The organism is Streptomyces sp. TLI_105, assembly GCF_900105415.1.
In the GTDB taxonomy this organism is placed as follows: domain Bacteria; phylum Actinomycetota; class Actinomycetes; order Streptomycetales; family Streptomycetaceae; genus Streptomyces.
In genome coordinates, this window is record NZ_FNSM01000001.1 from 4,060,907 (window position 1) to 4,082,960 (window position 22,054).

The 22,054-nt window shown below is 73.4% G+C and carries 4 protein-coding genes; all 4 read right to left on the reverse strand.

Features of this window, described 5'->3' with window-relative positions:
• Nucleotides 1-3: 3 nt before the first annotated feature.
• Nucleotides 4-4,575 (reverse strand): non-ribosomal peptide synthetase, encoded by a 4,572-nt coding sequence (locus tag BLW86_RS18595; RefSeq protein WP_093875076.1) that lies wholly within the window; start codon nt 4,573-4,575, stop codon nt 4-6.
• Nucleotides 4,572-19,388, reverse strand: a complete 14,817-nt coding sequence (locus BLW86_RS18600; protein WP_093875077.1) for a non-ribosomal peptide synthetase — start codon at nt 19,386-19,388, stop codon at nt 4,572-4,574. Before BLW86_RS18600 ends, BLW86_RS18595 begins: the two co-directional genes overlap by 4 nt.
• Nucleotides 19,389-19,506: 118 nt before the next feature.
• Entirely contained in the window at nt 19,507-20,874 is a 1,368-nt protein-coding gene (gene glyA, locus BLW86_RS18605) for a serine hydroxymethyltransferase (protein ID WP_093875078.1), read from the reverse strand.
• 31 nt (nt 20,875-20,905) lie between these two features.
• On the reverse strand, nt 20,906-21,727 hold the full coding sequence (locus BLW86_RS18610) for a TauD/TfdA family dioxygenase (protein ID WP_177181694.1): 822 nt from the start codon (nt 21,725-21,727) through the stop codon (nt 20,906-20,908).
• Nucleotides 21,728-22,054 lie beyond the last annotated feature (327 nt).

Here is a 22,054-nt window from a genome sequence, read left to right on the forward strand (position 1 = left end):
CCGTCATCGGGGGTCTCCAATCGGGTGGGGGGCGAGCGGGAGCACCTGGCCGACGGTGGCGGCAGGTGTACGGGCGACGGAGGCGAGCAGCGCGAGGTAGTCGTCGAGCAGCTGCCGGGCGTCGGTGTCGGCGACGCGGTCGCCGTAGTACGAGAGGGCGATGCGGGGTTCGGCGTCGTCGGTGACGTCGAGGCGGAGCGAGAACTCGGTCTGGTTGCGGGTGCCGTCGCTCTCGGCGCCCTCGTGGACGCTCGCGGCCTGCTGGGCGCGCAGCGCCGAGGAGACCGGGTAGTTGGCGACGACGACGACCGAGTCGAACAGCGGTCCTTCGCCGGCCCCCATCCGCTGGAGCGTGCCGGTGGGGACCGAGGTGTGCTCGGCGCCCTCGACGCGGGCCAGCTGGAAGCGGTCGAACAGGGCGGTCAGGCTCTCGTCCCGGTCGACCTCCACCCGTACGGGCAGAGCGGCGATGAACAGGCCGACCGCGCGCTCCAGGCCGTCGACGGCCCGGTCGCGGCCCGCCGAGACCACGCCGACCGTGACGTCGGCGCGCTCCAGGCGCGAGGCCGCGAGGAGCGACCAGCCGGCGCAGGCCAGGGTGGAGAAGGTGTGCCCGTGCTCGGCGGCCCGTTCGCGCAGCGCCTGGGCGACCGCCGGGTCGAGCCGGCCGGCCACCCGGGCGAAGCGGGACGGGCCGAGGAGGCCCGGCTCCGCCGCCAGCCGGGACGGGAGGGCCCCGGCCAGCTGGTTCCGCCAGAAGGCGGTGTCCGCCTCCGGGTCGGTGTGCTCGGCGTCGAGCTCGGGGACCGGCGGGAGGCCGGCGTCCCGTCCTTCGAGGGCGGCGACGTAGAGCGCGAGGAGTTCGTCGAGCAGCACCAGGTTCGACCAGCCGTCGGCCAGCAGATAGCTCTGGATCTGGCCCAGCCACCAGGTGTGCCGGCCGCGCACCAGCCACACCCGCCACAGGGGCGGCTCGGAGACGTCGAAGGGCGTGGCCCGCTCGGCCTCCAGGAGGGCGATCAGCTCGTCGGCGACCGCGTCCGGCTCGTGGTCGCTCCAGTCGAGGACCTCGATCACCGGGGCGAGCTCGTCGGCGACGACCGGGGTCCAGGCGCCGTCGCCGTCGCGCCGGAAGCCGGTGCGCAGGGCGGGGTGGCGGTCGCCGAGCGCCTGCCAGGCGGCCCGGAAGCCGTCCGGGTCGATCTCGAAGGGCAGCTCGGTGGTGGACTGCATCTGGTACAGGCCCGGCACCCAGTCGCTCTCCAGGACGTCCAGCATGTGCTGCTGGCTCGGTGTCACCGAAGGCCCTTCACCACCGGTCCCGGCGGGCCCGGCGGCCGGGGCGGCCTCCCGCTCGTCGACGGCCTTCGCGAGCGACTCGATCGTCTGGTGGGCGAAGACCATGCGCGGGGTCATCTCCAGGCCCGCGCGGCGGGCCGCGCTGACCATGCGGATGACGGCGATGGAGTTGCCGCCCAGGGTGAAGAAGCCGACGTCGACCGGGACGTCGTCGCGGCCGAGCGCCTCGCGCCACAGCTCCACCAGGGCCCGCTCGGTGTCGGTGCCCGCGGCCCGCCCGGTGACGGCGGCGACCGTGGGCGCCGGCAGCTCGCGGCGGTTGACCTTGCCGTTGTGGGTCAGCGGGAAGGCGTCCATGCGGACGAAGGAGGCGGGCACCATGTGCTGGGGAAGCCGCGCCGCCAACTGCCGCTTGAGCTCGGCGTCCTCGGGGATCTCCCCGCCGGGGGGCGCCACCAGGTAGGCGACGAGCGTCTTCGCGCCGTCGCGCGGGCCGTGCGCCGCGACCAGGCAGGAACCGCCGCCGATCACCTCCCGCAGGGCCGCCTCGATCTCACCGGTCTCCACCCGGTAGCCGTTGATCTTGATCTGGAAGTCGATGCGCCCGAGCAGCTCCAGGTTGCCGTCCGGCATCCAGCGAGCCCGGTCGCCCGTGCGGTACATCCGCGCCCCGGGCAGCGGGCTGAACGGGTCCGGCAGGAACTTCTCGCCGGTCAGCCGGGCCCGGTTGTGGTAGCCCCAGCCGACCCCGACACCGCCGAGGTACAGCTCGCCGGGGACGCCGACGGGCAGCGGGGACAGCGAGGCGTCGAGGACGTACGAGGTCTGGTTCGCCATCGGGGCGCCGTACGGGATGCTGCGCTGCTCCGGCAGGACCTCGCCGATGAGGTGGATCGTCGAGTCCATGGAGACCTCGGTGGCGCCGCCCATGCTGACCAGCTGCGCCGACTCGACGAGCTGCGCCGCACCGCGCTGCGGCAGCGCCAGCGGGATCCAGTCGCCGCCGAGCAGCACCAGCCGGATCGGCAGCCGCTCGCCGCCGCGCACCTCGGCCTCCTCGACGAGCAGACCGAACAGCGCGGGGACCGAGTGCCACACGGTGACGGACTCGCGCTCGATCGTCTCGATCCAGCGGTGCGGCGAGCGCTCGTCCTCGGGCGTCGGGAAGACCACGGTCGCACCGGCCATGAGCGTGCCGAACACGTCGTACGCGCTCATGTCGAAGGCCAGCGCCGAGACGCCGAAGACCTTGTCGCCGGGACCGACCAGGAAGCGCCGGTTGAAGTCGGTGAAGTTGTTGACGCGGCCCCGGTGGTCGAGGAGCACGCCCTTGGGCAGACCGGTCGAGCCCGAGGTGTAGATCAGGTACAGGAGGTCGTCGGGGCGGACCTCGCGCTCCGGGCGGGTCGCGGGGAAGTCCCCGGCGGAGGACGGGTCGACGGCCGTGACGCCGTCGCCGGCGAGCCGGTCGTCACGGGTGACGACCAGGCGGGCGCCGGAGTCCGCCAGCATCCACTGGAGACGCTCGGCCGGGTAGCCCGGGTCCAGCGGCACATAGGCCGCGCCGGCCTTGGCGATGGCGAGCTGGGTGACGACCAGGTCGATGCCGCGCTCCAGGCAGACGCCGACGCGCTCGTGGCGGCCGGCGCCCCGCTCGACGAGCAGGTGGGCGAGGCGGTTGGCGCGGGCGTCGAGTTCGGCGTAGTCGACCGCCTCGTCGCCGCAGACCACGGCGGTGGCGCCCGGGTCCACGTCCGCCCACTGCTCGAACAGACCGTGCGCGGTGGCGTCCTCGGGGTACTCCTCGCCCGTGCGGTTCCACTCGTCGACGACGAGCTCCCACTCGGCCGGGGTGAGCAGGTCCGCGTTGTCGACGTGGACGTCCGGGGTCTCGCACAGTCCGGTGAGCAGCCGCCGGTAGTGGCCGAGCAGGCGTTCGGCGGCGTCGGCGTCGATCACCGACTCGTCGAACTCCAGCGACACCATGACCTCGTCGTCCGTCACCGCGCAGGACAGGTCCAGCGGGAACTTGGCGGTGCCGGAGTGCAGATGGGTCGGGGTCAGCGACAGGTCGCGCAGCCGCATCTCGTGGCCGGGGCCGTTGTTGAAGACGAACATGGCCTCGAAGAGCGGGCTCTCGGCCAGGGTCCGCTGCGGCGCGACCTTGTCGACCAGCACGTCGAAGGGGATCTGGTGCTCCTGCGCCCACAGCGACTCGCGGGTGATCCCGGCGAGCACGTCGCCCAGGGTGCCGGCCCCGGCGGACAGGTCGGCGACCACGGGAACGGTGTTCGCGAAGTAGCCGACCAGTCGCTCGGTCTGCCGGTTCCGGTTGGCCATGACCGTGCCGATGGCGAACCGGGAGGTGCCCGTGTACCGGTGCAGGAGCACCGCGAACGCGGAGAGCATCACGTTGAACACGGTCGTGCGGTGCGTCTCGGCGGTGCGCTGGAGCTCGCGGCCGAACTGCCCGTCCCACTGGCAGCGGATGCGCCGCCCGGTGCGGGCCGTGCCCCGGTCGCCGCTCGCCGACAGGCCGAGCGGCTGGGCCCAGGCCAGCTGCTCGCGCCACTGCGCGACCAGCCAGTTGTGGTCCGCGGGCTCCTGGGCCCGCTCGTGCACGGCCGCGTCGGCGTAGTCGATGCCGAGCTCGGGCAGCCGGGGCGAGCGGCCCTCGCGGGCCGCGTCGTACAGCTCCGCGAGGTCCTCCAGGAGGACTCCCACCGACCAGGCGTCGGTCGCGATGTGGTGCACGACCAGCGCGAGCAGGTGGTCGTCGGCGGCGATCCGGAACAGCCGGCCGTGCATCACGGGCCCGGCGGCCAGGTCGATCGGCCGGGCCGCCTCGCGCTGCGCGGCGGCCATCGCGGCCTCCTCGCCGCCGGTCTCCTCGACCGGCAGCGGCACCGGCTCGGCCTCCCGCACGACCTGCTCCAGGCCGCCGTCCGGCAGCTGCCGGTAGACGGTGCGCAGGACCGAGTGCCGGGCGACGAGCCCGTCGAGCGCGGTGCGCAGCGCGGCGACGTCGAGCGCGCCGCGCAGGCGCACGCCGTACGGCACGTTGTACAGCGGGCGGCCGTCCGCGAGGGACTCGGCGACCCACAGCTGCTCCTGGCCGCGGGAGAGCAGGACGGGCGCCGCGGGGTCGCGGCGGCGGATGGTGCGCGCCGCCGCCCGCTGCTTGCCGCGGGCAAGGAGCAGCTGGGCCATCAGCTCCCGCTTGGCCGCGGACAGGCCCTTGACGGCCTCCCGCTGGGTGGAGACTTCCCCGATCATGCGTCCCTCTCCTCGCCGGCCGCGAGCAGCTCGCGGGCCTGGTCGTCGGTCACACCGTCGAGCAGCACCTCGAGTTCGAGGAGCTCGGCCTCGCTCAGCCCGGCCATCTGGAGCTCCTCCAGGGCCTGTGCGACACCGCGCACGGTGGGCTGCTCGAAGACGGTGCGCAGCGGCAGTTCGATGTCCGTCTGCGCGGCCAGTTCGGCCACCAGACGGGTGGCGAGCAGCGAGTGGCCGCCCAGGGTGAAGAAGTCGTCCAGCGCGCCGACCGCCGGGGTGCCGAGCAGTTCCTCGAAGACCGAGGCCACGAGCCGCTCGGTGGGGCCGGACAGCGCCTCGAAGCGCTGCCGGACCCGCTCGACGGTGACGTCGTCGCGCTGGAGCGCGCCCCGGTCCACCTTGCCGTTGGCGTTGCGCGGCAGCCGGTCGGCGAAGACGTAGCCGGTGGGGACCATGTAGCGCGGCAGGCGGGTGCCGAGCGCGGCGGCCAGGACGGCCGGGTCGTGCTCGGTGCCGACCACGCAGGCGACCAGGGTGGGTTCGCCGTCGCAGTCGCGCAGGACGACCGCCGCCTCCCGCACGGCCGGCAGCTCGCACAGCGCCGTCTCGACCTCGCCGGCCTCGATGCGGAAGCCGCGGATCTTCAGCTGGTCGTCGAGGCGGCCGAGGAACTCGAGCCGGCCGTCGGCGTGCAGCCTCACCCGGTCGCCGGTGCGGTAGAGCCGGGCGCCGGGGACCGTCGCGTACGGGTCGGGGACGAAGCGGTCCGCGGTGGCCTTCGGGTCACCGAGGTAGCCGCGGCCGACCACCGGGCCGCCGATGGCGAGCTCGCCCGGCACGCCGAACGGCACGCGCCGTCCCTGCGCGTCGAGGACGTACGAGCTCACGCCGGCGACGGGGCTGCCGAGCGGGACCGGGCGGTCCTGCGGCGGCGGTGTGGACAGCACCGCGAGGTGGGTGTCGTCCGAGCACTCCGCGGGGCCGTAGGCGTTGACCATCGGGATCCCGGGGAAGCGGCGCAGCCAGTCCGCCGCGAGGTCCGGCGGCAGCGCCTCGCCCGTGGCGATCAGGAACCTGAGGCTCGCCAGGTCGTCGCCCGCCGCGTGGTCGAGCAGCGCCCTGATCATGCCGGGCACCAGCTGGAGCACGGTGACACCGCGCTCCCGGACGAGGGCGAGCAGCGCCTCGGCGTCCCGGCTGGTGGCGTCGGAGCTGACCACCGTGGTCGCACCGCGCGTCACCGCGACGAACATCTGCCAGACGGAGATGTCGAAGGACTGCGAGGCGGTCTGGGCGACGACGTCGCCCGAGGACAGCTCCAGGTCGTGGGCCATCAGTTCGAGGTGGCCCAGGAGTCCGGCCTGTTCGATCTCCACGCCCTTGGGCTCACCGGTCGTACCGGAGGTGAAGATGACGTACGCGCGCCGGGACGGGTGCGCACCGGCGGCGTCGAGCGGACGGTCCGCTGCGGAGTCGTCGAGGACGAGGTGGCTGCCGCGGGCCCGGCCGTCGCCGAGCAGGGCGGCGACACGGTCCGCCTGCTCGTCGTCGGTGACCGCGACGACCTCGCCGAGCCGGTCGAGGATCGTGGCGATCCGCCGGTCCGGTACGGCCGGGGAGACCGGCACGTACGTGGCGCCGGCCGCGCCGCAGGCGAGGGCGGCGGCGATGTGCCGGGCGGAGCGCTCGGCGCAGACCACCACGGCCGGCTCGGGGCCGGTGGCCGCCGCGGTCAGCCGCTCGGCGAGCGCCGCGACGCGGTCCCGCAGCTCCCGGTAGGTCCAGACGGTGGTGCCGTCGATGACGGCGGGGGCGTCCGGGGTGTGCCGCGCCCAGTGTTCGAGCGCCTCGGCGGTGGTCCTCGGCGTGAGGGCGGCCGGTCCGGCGCTCAGGGCGTCCTGGGCCGCGGCCTCGGCGGCCGAGCGCAGTTCCAGGTCGGCCACGGCCCGCGTCGGGGCGGCGGTGATGCTGCCGAGCAGGGCCTCGAAGTGGTCGAGGAGCTGCTCGCCGGTCTCGGCGTCGAACAGGTCGGCGTTGAGTTCCAGGGTCGCGTGCAGGCCGTCCTTCTCCTCGGCCAGGTCGAGGCTGAGGTCGAACTTGGCGGTGCCGACCGGGGCGTGCAGCCGCTCCAGCCTGAGGTCGCCGAGGTCGATCTCCGAGTAGGGCGCGTTGTGCAGGGTGAACATGACCTGGAAGAGCGGGCTCACGCTCAGGTCGCGGTTCGGCTGGAGCGCGTCCACGACCCGGTCGAAGGGGACGTCCTGGTTGGCGTAGGCCGCCAGGGTCGTCGCGCGGACGCGTTCGAGCAGCTCGGTGAAGGACTCCTCCGCGGAGAGCTTGTTGCGGAAGACGATCGTGTTCACGAAGAACCCGACCACGTCCTCGATCTCGACCGAGCGGGTGCCCACCGGGGTGGCGACCGCGATGTCCGCCGCGCCGCTGTAGCGGTGCAGCTGGGCGTTGAAGGCCGCGAGGAGGGTCATGAACAGGGTCGCGTTGTGCTCGCGGCCCACGTGCCGGACCCCGTTGACCAGTTCGGCGTCGAGGATGCGGCGGACCGTCAGGCCGCGGTTGGTCATCGCCGCGGGCCTCGGCTTCTGCGCGGGGAACTCGAGCACGGACGCCGGATCGGCCAGCGTCTCGCACCAGAAGTCCAGCTGCCCCTGGTAGTCGCCGCCCTCGACCCGGTCGCGCTGCCAGCTCGACCAGTCGGCGTACTGCACCTCGAGCTCGGGCAGCGGCGAGGCCGTGCCCTGGCGTCGTGCCTGGTACAGGGCCGCGAAGTCGCGGACCACGATCTGCAGGCCCCAGCCGTCGGCGACGACGTGGTGCACGGTGAGGACGAAGACGTGGTCCTCGTCGGAGAGCCGGATCAGGGTGGCCTGCTCAAGCGGCGCCTGGGCCAGGTCGAAGCGGTGCCGGGCGGCCTCGTCGACGAGCTCCCACATGCGCCGCTCGGCGTCCTCCTGCGGCGCGTCGCTCAGGTCGACGACCGTGAGCGGCATGGTGACCTCGCCGGCCGGCTCGACGATCTGGCTGACCCGGCCGTCGTCCATGACGATCCGGGTGCGCAGCACCTCGTGCCGGGCGACCAGCTCGTCCAGGGTGGCGGCCAGCGCCTCGGTGTCCAGCGGGCCGCGCATCCGCACGACCGTCGGGCTGTTGTAGGCGCCGGTGTCGCCCTCCAGCTGGTCGAGGACCCACAGGCGTTCCTGGCCGTACGAGGCGGGCAGGGAGCCGGTGCGGGGCAGGGCCACGATCGGCGCGGCGACGACGGTGCCGCCGGCGACGCCGTCGATGTGTGCGGCGAGGTCCCGCACGGTCTGCTTCTCGAACAGGGTGCGCAGCGCGATCTCGCAGCCGAAGACCCGGCGGATCCGGGACACGACCTGGGTCGCCATCAGCGAGTGGCCGCCGAGGTTGAAGAAGTTGTCCTCGGGGCCCACCTGGTGGGCGCCGAGCACGTCCTGCCACAGGCCGGCCACCAGTTCCTCGGTGGGCGTCAGCGGGGTGCGCGGTCCGTCCTCGTGGACGCCGGTCGCCGCGGAGGGCTCCGGCAGTGCCGCGCGGTCGATCTTGCGGTTCGGGGTGAGCGGGAAGGCGTCGAGGACCACGACGAACGCCGGGACCATGTAGTCCGGCAGCCGCTTGCGGACATACCCCTTCAGCTCGTTGCCGGCCACCTTCTGGCCGGGCCTGGCCACCACGTAGGCGACGAGCGCGGTCTCGCCGCTGGCGTCGGCGCGGGCCATGACCAGCGCGTCCTGGACCTCCGGCGCGGAGCAGATCACGTGCTGCACCTCGTCGGTCTCGACGCGGTAGCCGCGGATCTTCACCTGGTTGTCGGCGCGGCCGAGCGGGGTGACGGAGCCGTCGGCGAGGTAGCGGCCGAGGTCGCCGGTGCGGTACATGCGGTCGTCGTCGGACGTGCCGAACGGGTTGCGCACGAACTTGACGGCGTTGAGCTGCTCGTCGGCGTAGCCGAGCGAGAGGTGCGGGGAGCGGATGACGATCTCGCCCGGCTCACCGACGCCGGCCTGCTGCCCCGCCTCGTTGAGGACGAGGAGCTGGACGTCCTTCATGCCTCGGCCGAGGGGGTACGTGACGCCCGGGTCGGTCTCGGCGGTGCCGTGCTCCGCGGGGACCACGTAGTAGCCGACGGCGCGCTGCGTCTCGGTGGAGCCGTACAGGTTGACGCAGGTCGCCGAGCCCGCCATGCGGGTGATGGCGCGTACGTCACGGCTGGTCAGCGTGTCGCCGAGGAAGAACACCCGCTCCAGGAGCGGCAGCGTGCCCGGGGCGACCGACAGCTGGTCGAACAGCCGCGCCATCGGGGGCGTCATGTGGCTGACCGAGACCTGGGCCGTACGGAACCACTGGGCCAGCCGGCCCGGGGTCTCGACGTCGAGGCGGTCGGGCACGCAGATCGTGGCGCCCGTGACCAGCGGCGTGAACACCTCGCGGTGCAGCGGGTCGTGGCTGATGCCGGAGAGCAGGCTGTAGCGGTCGGTCTCGCGGAGCCCGAAGGTCTCCACCATCCACGGCACGAAGTGGGTCAGGGACCCGTGCGCGCCCCGGATGCCCTTCGGCTTGCCGGTGGAACCCGAGGTGAACGCGATGTACGCGCAGTCCCGCGGCCCCACCTGGACCGCCTCGGCCGGTTCGGCGCCCTGCGGCACCAGGTGGCGGGCGTCCGCGAGGCGGGACGGCAGCTCGAAGCGGCAGCGCAGGGAGTGCGCCTGGAGCGCGGTGTCCACCGCGAGCGGCACGGCACCGGCCCCCTCCAGCTGCAGGAAGGCGCTCGGGCGGGCCACCGCCAGGCAGTCGGCGATGCGGTCGGCCGGGTAGCTCGGGTCGAGGATGGCGAACGAGGCTCCGGCGCGCATCACCGACAGGATCGCCCAGACCAGGGAGGCGCTGCGCTCGCCGTAGATGGCGACCACGTCGCCCTTGGCGATGCCCTGCCGGCTCAGCAGCCCGGACATGGCGGCCGTCGCCCAGGCGAGGTCGCCGTAGGTGAGCTCCTGGCCCGGCTCGCTGATCGCGATCCGCTGCGGCTCACGGGCGGCCCGCCGCTCGAACTGCTCGACCACCGACCCGTACCAGGTGGTGTCCAGCGGTGCGGCCGGGTCGGGCAGCTCGCGGCGCGCCTGCGGCGTGTCGAGCCGCAGTGCGTCGATCGGGCTGCCGCTGTCGGCGACGGCCTGCTCGATGACCCGGATCCACTGGGCGAGCAGCTCCCGCGTCGTGGCCTCGTCGAACTTCTCGCCGGCGTACATCAGGTCCAGCGAGAGGCCGGGACCCGCGGGGTCGACGTAGAAGGTGAGGTCGAACTTGGCGCCGAGGTCGGGGACGGCGAAGGTGTCGACCTCGATGCCCGGCAGCTCGGACCGGTGCGGCGGGATGTTGAGCAGGTTCAGGTAGACCTGGAACAGCGGCGTGGTGTTCAGGTCGCGCTCGGGGGCCAGCTTTCCGACCAGCGTCTCGAAGGGGACGTCCTGGTGCTCGTACGCGTCGAGGGTGGTCGTGCGGACCCGGTCGAGCAGCTCGGCGAAGGTCGGGTCGCCGGACAGGTCGGCGCGCAGCACCAGCGAGTTGATGAAGAAGCCGATCAGGTCCTCCACCTCGCGGTGGCCGCGGCCCGCGATGGGCACGCCGATCGCGAAGTCGCGCTGGCCGGCGAGCCGTCCCAGGGTGAGCTGGAGGGTGGCGGCGAGCACCATGAACAGGGTCGCCCCGGACCCGGCGGCGAGCCGCTCCATCGCCTCGCGCAGCTCCGGAGCGACGGTCGCCCGCACCCGGTGGCTCCGCTCGTCGTCCGCCGGGGCGGAGCCGCCGCGGGCGATCGGGAGGGTCAGCGAGGGCAGCGCGTCGAGCTGCTCGCACCAGTACGCGACGGAGGCGTCGAGCGCGCCGGAGTCCAGCTGGTGGCGCTGCCAGCGGGAGAACTGCTCGTACGTGACCGGGAGCGGCGGCAGCGGGGCGGCGGGCTCGTGGCCTGTCTCCTCCGCGTAGAAGTGCGTCAGGTCCCGCTTGAGGATCTCCATCGACCAGCCGTCGCCGACGATGTGGTGCAGGGTCAGCACCAGTACGGCGTCGTCGCGGCCGAGGTCGAGGAGCCGGACCCGCAGCAGCGGGCCGGCCGACAGGTCCATCGGGGCCGCGGCCTCGCGCTCCACCAGGGCGAGGGCCTCGGACACCCGCTCCTCGGCGGTGACGCCGGTCAGCGGGGTGCGCGCCAGGGTGACGTCGGCGCTGTCGAGGACGGACTGCGTCAGGACGCCGTCCCGGTGGGCGACGACCGTGCGCAGCGTGGTGTGCCGGTCGACCAGGCGGCCGACGGCCCGCCGGAGCGCGGCCTCGTCGAGCTCGCCGGTGAGCCGGATCGCGCCGGCCAGGTGGTAGCGGCCGGTGAGGGCGTTCTGGCCGGAGCCGTTCTCGATCTCCTCCAGGAGCCAGAGGCGTTCCTGCATCACCGACAGCGGCGCGTCGTCGCCGTCGGCGGCGTGGGCCGCGATCCCGCCGGAGGTGTCCCGGGCGGCGGCGGCGTCGCACAGCGCGGCGTAGTCGCGGAGCACGGGCGCCTCGAAGAGGGCGCGCAGCGGAACCTCACGGCCCAGCTCCTCGCCCACCTGCGAGGTGATCACGGTGGCGAGCAGGGAGTGGCCGCCGATGGTGAAGAAGTCGTCGCCGGCGCCGACCGCGTCGACGTCGAGGACCTGGGCCCAGACCCGGGCGACGGTCCGCTCCGTCTCCGTCTCCGGCTCGGCGAAGTCGGCGTGCGCGAAGTCGGCGCGGCGCGGCCGGTCGAGACGGCTCGGGTCGATCTTGCCGCCGGGGAGGCGGGGCAGTTCCGTACGGGTCACGAACGCGGCCGGAACCATGTGCGGCGGCAGCTCCGCCGCGCACAGCTTGGCCAGCGCCTGCGGGGTCAGCTCCGGGTCGGCGGTCTCGACATGGGCCACCAGGACACCGTCGAGGCCGCGCACCACGGCCTGCGTCACCCCGGCCAGGGCGAGCAGCACCGACTCGATCTCGGCGGGCTCGACGCGGTAGCCGCGCAGCTTGATCTGGCTGTCGCCGCGGCCGCAGTAGTCCAGCGTCCCGTCGGCGCGCAGCCGGACGAGGTCGCCCGTGCGGTACATGCGGGCGCCGGGGACGGCGGAGAACGGGTCGGGCAGGAAGTGCCCGGCGGTCAGCGCGGGCCGGCCGTGGTAGCCGAGGGCCAGACCGGCACCGCCGGCGTACAGCTCGCCGACCGCGCCGGCGACCACCGGCCGCAGGTCCGCGTCCAGGACGTACGCCGTGCCGCCCGGCAGGACCGCGCCCAGCGAGGCGGGCTTCCCCGGCTCGAGGGCGGCGGCCGTGATGGCGACGGTGCACTCGGTGGGGCCGTACGCGTTGACGAAGCGCCGGCCCGGCTGCCACCGCTCGACCAGCTCGGCGCGGCAGGCCTCGCCGCCCGACACCAGGGTCTTCAGGAGCGGCAGTTCACGGGCGGGCAGGGAGGCGATCACCGACGGCGGCAGCAGGCAGACGCTGATGGCGCGCTCGGCCAGGACGTCGGCCAGTGCCTCGCCGACGAGGGCGTGCTCACGGCCGACGACGCACAGGGTGCCGCCCGCGGCGAGGGTGGAGAAGACCTCCCAGACGGAGGCGTCGAAGCTCAGGCTGGCGAACTGGAGCATGCGCGAGCCGGCGTCGATCCCGAAGACACCCGCCTGGGCCGCCGTGAGGTTGGCGAGCGAGCGGTGGGAGACGAGGACGCCCTTGGGGCGGCCGGTGGAGCCCGAGGTGTACAGGAGGTACGCGGGAGCGTCCGGGTCGGCCTGCGGCAGCGCCACGGCTTCGGCCGGGGCCTCGCGCAGCGCCTCCTCGACGAGTTCGCGGGTCACCAGACCGCGCGCCCCCGAGTCGGCCAGCATGAAGTCCTTGCGCTCGGCCGGGTAGGCGGGGTCGATCGGCAGGTACGCCGCTCCGCAGCGCTGCGCCGCGAGGACGGCGACGACCGCCTCGACGGACGGCTCGACCGACACGGCGACGACGTCACCGGGGCGCACGGCGAACCGGTCGGCGATCACCCGGGCGACCTGCTCGACCCGGGTGCGCAGCTCGCCGTAGGTCAGCGCGCTGTCGGCGCCCTCCAGGGCGATCGCGTCGGTACGGCTGTCGGCGGCACGCTCGAACTGCGCCCAGAACGTGTCGGGGTGCTGCTCCGCGCCGGCCTGGGCCGGCCAGTGGCCGAGGGCCGCGGCCGCCGAGGGGGTCTCGACGCGCTCGTCCGGGCGCTGCGCCATCGCGCGGGCCGTCTCGGCGAACAGCCGGGCGACGAGCTGCGCGGTCTCGGGCCGGAAGAGGTCCGTGTTGAACTCGAGCCAGCCCGTCAGCGGGCCGCCGTCGTCGGTGATCTCGAAGGTCAGGTCGGTCTTGGCGGTGCCGGTGTACAGCGGGGCGGTCTCGACCCGCAGGCCGGGCAGGGCCGGCGAGGGCAGGGCGCCGCTGCGGACGTCGAGGATCACCTGGAAGAGCGGGCTGCGGCTGGGGTCGCGGTCCTGGCCGCTCGCCTCGACGATCGCGGAGAACGGCACCCACTTGTGCGGCATCGCCTCCAGGGTGGTGGCGCGGACCCGGGCGACGAGGTCGCGGCCGGTGGCGCCGCCGGGCGCCTCGAAGCAGAGCGGGACGGTGTTCACGAAGAAGCCGACGACGTCGTCGTAGGCGCCGTCGCCCGGACGGTTGGCGTCGGGGACGCCGACGACCACCCGCTCCTGGCCGGTCAGCCGGGAGAGCGTCGAGGACAGGCAGGCGGCCAGCGTCATGAACACGGTCGCCTGCTGGTCGCGGGCGAGCGAGCGCAGCAGGTCCGAGTCGGCCTGGCCGAGCGTCAGCGGGACGCGCGCGCCGTCGAAGGTCTGCACGGCCGGACGGGTCCGGTCGAAGGGCAGGTCGAGGGCGAGCGGCGCGCCGGCGAGGTGCCCGGACCAGAAGGCCAGACCCTGCTCTCCCTCCGCGGAGTCGAGCCGGGCGCCCTCGTCGAGGGCCCACCGGGCGTACTGGTGGACGACCGCGGGCGGCTCGCCGGCACCGGTGCCGGCACCGTGCGCGTACAGCTCGGCCAGCTCTCCGGCGATGACCTCCATCGAGCGGCCGTCGGAGACGATGTGGTGGAAGGCCAGGAGCAGGGCGTGCTCGTCGGGCCCGAACTCCACCAGGGCGGCGCGCATCAGCGGCGGCGCATCGAGGTCGAAGAGCTGCCGTACGTGCTCGCCGACGAGCTCGGAGAGCTCCGCCTCGCGGCGGGCGGGCGCGACCGAGGTCCGGTCGAGGACCTCGAAGGGGCAGGTCAGGCCGGTGTGCACGAAGGGCACGGGCCGGCCGCCCTCGTCCTCGAAGCCGGTGCGCAGCGCCGGGTGCCGCTCGACGATCGTGTCGAGCGCGCCGCGCAGGACGTCCCGGTCGAGCTCGCCGTAGAGCCGGAGCACACCCGGCACGACGTAGGCGCGGGAGCCCGGGGCGAACTTCTCCAGGAACCACAGGCGGCGCTGGCCCAGCGACAGGGTGGGCTCGACCTCGGCGGCGACGGCCGCCGCGGCCTCGGTCTCCACCGGCTCGGCGGCGGCCAGTTCGGCGATCCGCGCCGCCTGGGCGCGGACGGTGACGGACTCGAAGAACATCCGCAGCGGCGGCTGGACGCCGAACTCCCGGCGCACCCGGGTGTTCAGGTCGGCGGCGCGCAGCGAGTGGCCGCCGAGCGCGAAGAAGTCCTCGTCGGGACCGACGCCGGCGACTTCGAGGACCTCGCACCAGAGGGCGGCGAGCCTGCTCTCCAGCGGCGACAGGTCGGCCGCCCCGGCGGAGCGGGACACGTCGAGGGCCAGCTCGCGCAGGGCGTGCGCGTCCACCTTGCCGTTCGAGGTGAGCGGGATGGCGTCCAGGACGAGGAGGCGGCTCGGGACCATGTAGCTGGGCAGCTCGCGGTTGAGCCAGTCGCGCAGCCCGTCGGTGCTCACGCCCGCGCCGGTGACGGCGGCGATCAGCTCGGTCTCGCCCGCGCCGCGGGTGGCGACCACGGCCGCTTCGGCGACGTCGGGGTGCCGGCGCAGCACCACGTCGACCTCGCCGAGCTCGATGCGGTAGCCGCGCACCTTGACCTGCTGGTCGGCGCGGCCGACGTAGCGCAGCTCGCCGTCGGCGGCGCGGCGCACCAGGTCGCCGGTGGCGTACAGACGGCGGCCCGGCTCGGTCGCGAACGGGTCCGGGACGAAGCGCTCGGCGGTCTTGCGGGGCTCGGAGGCGTAGCCGCGTCCGACACCGATGCCGCCGATGTACGCCTCGCCGATGACGCCGTCGGCGACGGGCCGCAGCTCGGCGTCGAGCACGTGGACGACCGCGTCGGTCATGTCGGCGCCGATGGACACGTCCCGGGCGCGGGAGACCCGGCCCGACTCGGGGCCGAGGTGGGCGACGGTCGAGCACACCGTGGTCTCGGTGGTGCCCCAGCGGTTGTAGAGGCCCACGTGGGCGCGGTCGGCCGCGAACCACTGGTCGAGCTTGTCGGGGTGCGCGGCCTCGCCGCCGATGAGGATCGAGCGCAGCGCCTGCGGCACCCGCACCCCGGACTCCAGGGCGGTGACGAGGACGTGGAAGAAGGCCGTGGGGATGTCGACGAGGGTGAGCCGCTGCTCCTCGCACCAGGCCCAGAACCGCTCGGGCGAACCGAGCACCGACTCGTCGCGCAGCACCAGGGCGGCGCCCCGGGTCCACGCGGAGAAGATCTCCTCCAGGCAGGGGTCGAAGGTGAGCGGCGCGAACTGCAGCACCCGGTCGCCCTCGGCGACGTCGAAGGCGTCGAGGAAGGACAGCAGGTAGCTGACGAGCGAGCGGTGCTCGATCTGCACGCCCTTGGGGCGGCCGGTCGAGCCCGAGGTGAAGATGACGTACGCGAGGTTGTCGCCGGTGACGGCGAGCGCGGGACGGTCCTCGGGAAGGTCCGCGCCGGACTCCTCGTCGACGCGGGTCGCCTCGCCCAGGGAGGCCGCGAGCGCGGCGGTCGCGCCGTGGCAGAGGATCCGCGCGCACCGGGCGTCGCCGACCATGTCGGCGAGGCGGTTCTGCGGCAGCGTCGGGTCCAGGGGGACGAACGCGGCCCCGGACTTCATGACCGCGAGCATCGCGACGATCAGCTCGGGGGAGCGCTCCAGGCACAGGCCGACGGTCTGCTCGGGACGCAGGCCCTCCCGCCGCAGCCGGTGCGCGAGACGGTTCGCCGCGGCTTCCACCTGGGCGTACGTCAGCTCCTCGGCGCCGGCCACGAGGGCGGTCGCGTCGGGGGTGCGGTCGGCCGTCGCCTCGAACAGCTCGTGGACGGAGGTGATGCCCGGCAGGGTGCGGGCCGGGACGTCGGCCCGGGTGAGGGACTCGGTCGCGCCGGTCAGCCGCAGCGCGGAGACCGGGGACCCGCCGTGGACGACGATCTGCCGGAGCAGCTCCAGGAACTGCTCTCCCAGCTGCCCGGCGAGGGTCTCGTCGAAGCGGTCCGCACGGACCAGCATGTGCGCGAGGAGGCCGCCGTCGGCCGGGATCGCGTGCAGGGTGATGTCGAACTGGGTGGCCAGCTCACCGGCCGGGAACGGCTCCAGGGTGAGGTCGCCGAGGACCGCGCCGGTGCTGCCCGCGCCGAAGAGGACCGAGGTGACGTCGTCGGCGATCGCGTTGTGCGGCCGCTCGAAGACGACCGCCGTGTTGATCGCGGCCGAGGTGTTGCCCTGGGCGCGCAGCAGCTCGACGAGCCGGCTGACCGGGAAGTGCTGGTGACCGAGCGACCGGCGCAGCTGCTGTCCGGTGCTGCGGATCAGCTCGGTGACGGTCGGGTGGGCGCCGGGCTCGGCGCGTACCGGGATGGTGTTGGCGAAGTAGCCGAGGGTGTTGCGGAAGCGGGCCTGCGGGCGGCCGGCCGTGGTGGCGCCGACGACGAAGTCGCGCGCTCCGCTGTGCGCGGCGACGAGGACCTCGAAGGCCGCCATCAGGACCGAGAAGACCGTCGTGTCGCTCTCGCCGGCGATCCCTTCGAGCGCGGCGAGCAGTTCGGCGTCCACCGTCACCCGGTGGCTCGCGATGCCCTGGTCCGGCCGCGGCACCTCCCGTACGGGGAGCGACGGCGCCTGGACGTCACCGGCGAGGAGGTCCAGCCAGTAGCGCTCGTCGGCCTGCCACTGGGGGGAGCGCTCGTAGTCCTGCTGCCAGCGGACGAACTCCTCGTAGCCGACGGCCGCCGGAAGCTCGGGGGCGCGCTCGTGCAGCAGGTCGCCGTAGACGGTGGTCAGCTCGTCGAGCAGGGTCACCACCGACCAGAAGTCCGTGATGGCGTGGTGCTGCGCGAGCACCAGGACCGGTGCACCGCATCCGGTGAACAGCTTCGCGCGGGCGACGTCGCCGTGCTCGATGTCGAAGGGGTCGAGGGCGCACGCGTCGACGCGGGCCCGGAGCACCTGCTCCGTCTCGCCCGTCAGGTCGACGACGTCGAGCTCGAACGGCACGGCGGGGTCGACGATCTGCACGCGGCGGCTGCCGTCGACGCCGAAACCGGCGGTGAGGATGGGGTGGCGGGTGCCGATGTGGCGCACGGCGGCGGCAAGGACACCGGCGTCGACCGGCTCCGACAGCCGGACCGCGACGGAGACGTTCTGCCGGCAGTCCGGGCCTTCGAGGTCCCGCATGAACAGCAGCGACTGCTGACCGGCCGACAGCGGTACGGCTCCGCCGCGCTGCCCGGATATCTGCTCGGCCGGAGCCTCGGGGGCGGACTCCAGGCGCTCCTCGACCGCGACCGCGACCTCGCGCAGGCTCGTCGGCTGCAGCAGCAGGCCCGGGTCGGTGACGACACCGGTCTGCTCCTCGATGCGGAAGGCGAGGTCGACCGCGGCCAGCGAGTCGAGGTCGAGGTCGGCGACCATCGTGGCGGGCGCGTCGCCCTCTCCCCGCCCGACCAGGCTCAGGGCGCGCTCGATCGCGTCGACGCGCTCCTCGCGGGCGAGCGGGAGGAGTTCGGCGCGCGAGGGCAGGGTGAGCTCGCGCCGCTCGCCGCGGGCGGCGGCGGTGGTGGAGCGGCGGTAGATCTCGCCCTCGACCTGACCGGCGAGGTACGCCGTGCGGCCGGCCAGGCGCTGGATCTTGCCGCTGGAGGTCTTGGCCAGGCTGCGGGCGGCGAGCAGGACCACGTCGTGCAGGGCGATGCCGTGCTCCTGCTGGACGGCCGCGGCGATCGCGTCGGCGATCCCGGGGAGGTCCTCCTCGGTGGCGGAGACGGCGACCTCGTGGAGGATCACGCACTCCTCGCCGTCCCCGGTCTCCACCGAGAACGCCGCGCCGCAGCCGGGGCGGGCCAGGGGCGAGGCCGCGACGGCGGTCTCCTCCAAGTCGTGCGCGTACAGGTTGCGGCCGCGGACGACCATCATTTCCTTGAGGCGTCCGGTGACGAAGATCTGCTCGTCCAGGACGAAGCCGAGGTCGCCGGTGCGCAGGTACGGCTCGGGGTCGTCCGCGAGGCGGGCGCCGAAGGTCGCTTCGGTCGCGGCCTCGTCCTCCCAGTAGCCGGAGGCGACGGAGCTGCCGCGCACCCACAGCTCGCCGACCGTGCCGGGCGCGACGCGCTCGCCGGACTCCGGGTCGACGACGGCGAGTTCGTGGCGGTCCGCGACGAGGCCGGAGGAGACCAGGTGGTCGCCGTCCGCGCGCTCCTCGGCGCGGCCCTGCTCCAGGGCGGGGCGGTCGAGGCGGATGCTGTGGGCGCCGTTGCCGCGGCCGCTGCCCGAGACGAACAGGGTGGCCTCGGCCAGGCCGTAGCAGGGCAGCAGCGCGGACCGGTCGAAGCCGCTGACGGCGAAGGCGTCGGCGAAGCGCTCCAGGGTGCGGTTGCGGACCGGCTCGGCGCCGCAGAAGGCGACCCGCCAGGACGACAGGTCGAGGTTCTCCCGCTCGGCGGGGGTGCTCTTGTTGACGCAGAGGTCGAAGGCGAAGTTGGGGCCGCCGCTGACGGTGGCGCCACGGCTGGAGATGGCCTCCAGCCAGCGCATCGGCCGGCGCATGAACTCCAGCGGCGACATCAGGACGTTGGACAGGCCGGACAGCATCGGCTGCAGGACACCGCCCAGCAGGCCCATGTCGTGGTAGAAGGGCAGCCACGAGGCGACGATGTCGCCGTCGGCGAGGCCGAAGGCGCCGGCGATCGCGGAGCCGTTGGACAGCAGGTTCCCGTGGGTCACCACGACACCGCGCGGGGTGCCGGTGGAGCCGGACGTGTACTGGAGCAGGGCGACCGAGTCGGGGGCGACGGCCGGCATGCGCCAGTCGTCGGCGCCCTCCAGCATCGCCTCCTCGGTGACGATCCAGGGCAGCCGGGCCACCTCGGGCGCCTGCTGCTCGAACAGCTCACGGGTGAAGGCCTGCACCAGGCCGTCCGTGAGGACGATCTCGGCGCGGGAGCTCTTCACCACCGCGCGCAGCCGGGGCAGCGTGCGGGCGACGCGCATCGGGTCCGGCGGGTAGACCGGGACCGCGACCATGCCGGCGTACAGCGTGGCCACGAAGCCCACGACGAAATGCTCGCCCGGTGGGTAGAGCAGCATGACCCGTGCACCCGGCTTCGCCCGCTCCAGCAGGGAGACGGCTATCGCCCGCGCACGCCTGTCGATCTCGAGCATGCTGAGCTTCGTGTCGACGCCACCGGCGTCGGCGAGGAATTCGTAGCTTGCGTCGGCGCCGCGTCCAAAGACGTTCCGGCGGATGACATCAACGACAGAATTGTTTGCGTACATAGACCGTTCTCACATCGGCGTGGAGTTTCGGAGCCCGGGCGGGCGGAGTGGCCCTGAGGGCACACCGCGGGGGCGGGCCGGCGTCATGGGGGTGCGCCGGCCCGCCGGGGAATCGCGGTCAGTAGCCGGCGACCGGCCGGCGGTGGCAGATGCTGCGGATCCGCTCCTGGACGCGTGCCCGCAGGGCGGGGTCGAGGGCGTAGGTGTTGTTGGACGTGTTCTCGAGGTCGGTCAGCACTTCGTGGACGAGCTCCGCGACCTCCGCGACGTCGGCCTCGTCGAAACCGCGGGCCGCCATGCTGTTGCTGCCGAACCGCACGCCCGACGTGACGAAGGCGGAGTGCGCGTCGCCGACGATCCGGTTCTTGTTGACGAGCACACCGCACTGCTCGAGCGCCTTCTCGGCGTTGACACCGGTGACGCCGTACGACGTGAGGACGTCGGCCACGACGATGTGGTTGTCGGTCCCGCCGGAGATCACCCGCACTCCGCGCGCGACGAGCTGTTCGGCGAGCGCGGCCGCGAGGTCGCGGACCCGGTGGATCCGGGCGGTGAACTCCGGCGTGGTCGCGGCCCCCAGGGCGTAGGCCTTGGCGGCGATGCTGTTGACCACCGGCGCGCCCTGGATCAGCGGGAAGAGCCCGCTGTTCAGGGTCTGCTGGAGCGTGCGACCGCTGGGGAGCACCATGTCGGCCGAGTCGCCGAGCATGATCAGGCCGCCGCGCGGGCCGTAGAGCTGCTTGTGCGTGCACGTGGTCACGACATGGGCGTGGGCCAGCGGCGAGGGGTGTAGCCCGGCCACCACGAGACCGGCGATGTGGGTGATGTCGGCCAGCAGGTACGCGCCCACCTCGTCGGCGATGGCGCGGAACGCGGCCCAGTCGAGCGTACGGGGGTAGGCGGTGGTGCCCGCGATGATCAGCTTCGGCCGGTGCGCGAGCGCCTGGGCGCGGACCTCCTCGTAGTCGATCAGCCCGTCGGCCCCGAGGCCGTAGCTGTGCGCCTCGAAGATCTTGCCCGAGAGGTTGACCTTGGCACCGTGACTGAGGTGGCCGCCGGCGTCCAGGTCGAGGCCGAGGATCGGGTCGCCCGGCTTCAGGAGCGAGTTCATGACGACCTGGTTGGCGGTGCTCGCCGAGTGGGGCTGGACGTTCGCGTAGCGGGCGCCGAAGGCCTGCTTGGCGCGCTCGACCGCGAGCTCCTCGACCTTGTCGACGTTCACGCAGCCGGCGTGGAACCTGCGGCCGGGGTAGCCCTCGGCCGTGACGTTGGCGAAGAAGCTTCCCTCGGCGAGCAGCGCCGCGGGGTTCACGGGGCTGCAGGAGGCGACCAGGGCGAGGGTCTCGCGCTGCCGGTGCAGCTCGTCGTCGAGGAGCCCGTACAGGGCCGGGTCCCCGAGCTCCATGGCGTGCAGGGCGTTCTCGTAGAAGGCCGAGAGCGGGGCGGTCGGAGGGGTGAGCGTGGGCAGTCCGACGGCTTGGGTCATGGGGCCGAATCCAAACTGTGAGGGGTGGGGGTCAGAAGTTCGGCGTCGAGAGCATCGCCGCGACCTTGCGGTCGGGGTCCTCGAAGCCGCGCCGGCCGTGCATGACGCGCTTGTTGTCGATCATGACGATGTCGCCGGCCTCCCACTGGAGGTCGACCCGCACCTCCTCGGTGGCGTCGAGCGCGTCCCAGCGGCAGTGCTGCGGGATGGACGATCCGTCCTCGAAGGACACGAGCGCCCCCGAGCCCAGGTAGCTGTTGCACAGCGTGGGCGCGTCCACGTAGGGGGCCTGCGGGACCGCGGAGACGGTCCACTTCCAGTTGAGGTTGCCGGCCTCGTCGAAGTCGTACTCGAAGTCGTCGAAGGTGGCGAACAGCGCCTCCAGCTCGGCGCGGTCGGCCGTGCCGAACACGCGCTCCTGGTGCTCGGGGGCGGTCGGGAACGGCAGGCGCCAGGTCAGCCGCAGCCTGTCGAACAGCTCTCGGGTCTCCGGGGCGAGCCGCTTGTACGCCTCGACGCCGTCGTAGACCGTCGTCTCGCCGTCCTCGTCGGCCGGCCGCACGCAGTAGAACCACTGGAGGCCGGGGTGCAGCGGGCAGTAGCTCATCTCGGAGTGCGCCGGAATGGGATTCCGGTGCGCGTCGACGAGGAGCACGGCGCCGTCGTCGGAGATCGTCTCCCGGTTGGGGTTCTGGTGGAAGAAGAGCTTCGACGAGAACTTCTGGACGAGCGCGCGGAAATCATCGGCGGTGGCGCCGAATCCACGGAACATCAGCGTGCCGTGCTGCTTGAAGAGTTCGGAGATCTCGGAGTGCGGGAGTTCGGCGAGGGGGAGATCTGCGCTTTCGATCACCAGACCGTGGTGATCGGAAAGGGGAGAGGTTTTGAAAGGGGTTGTCGCCATGAGAATTCCTACGTGGGTGAGAGGCCCTGACTTTCCATCACGGTCGTGACGTTAGACGGGCGTTCATACGGTGGGCAATATCGGGACCCTGGACTGATCCGGTCATTGCAGGGGGTGTCCAATTCCGTCCACGGGACGGCGCACGCGGTGTCCCGTGGACGGCGTGCGCGGTGTCCCCGGAACAGGTGTCACGGCTTTCGGGGGCGTGTGTTCGCGCCGTCCTGCCGCGAGCATGGGAGGCCGACCGGTACATGCGGTACCTCCCCGTCCCGACCA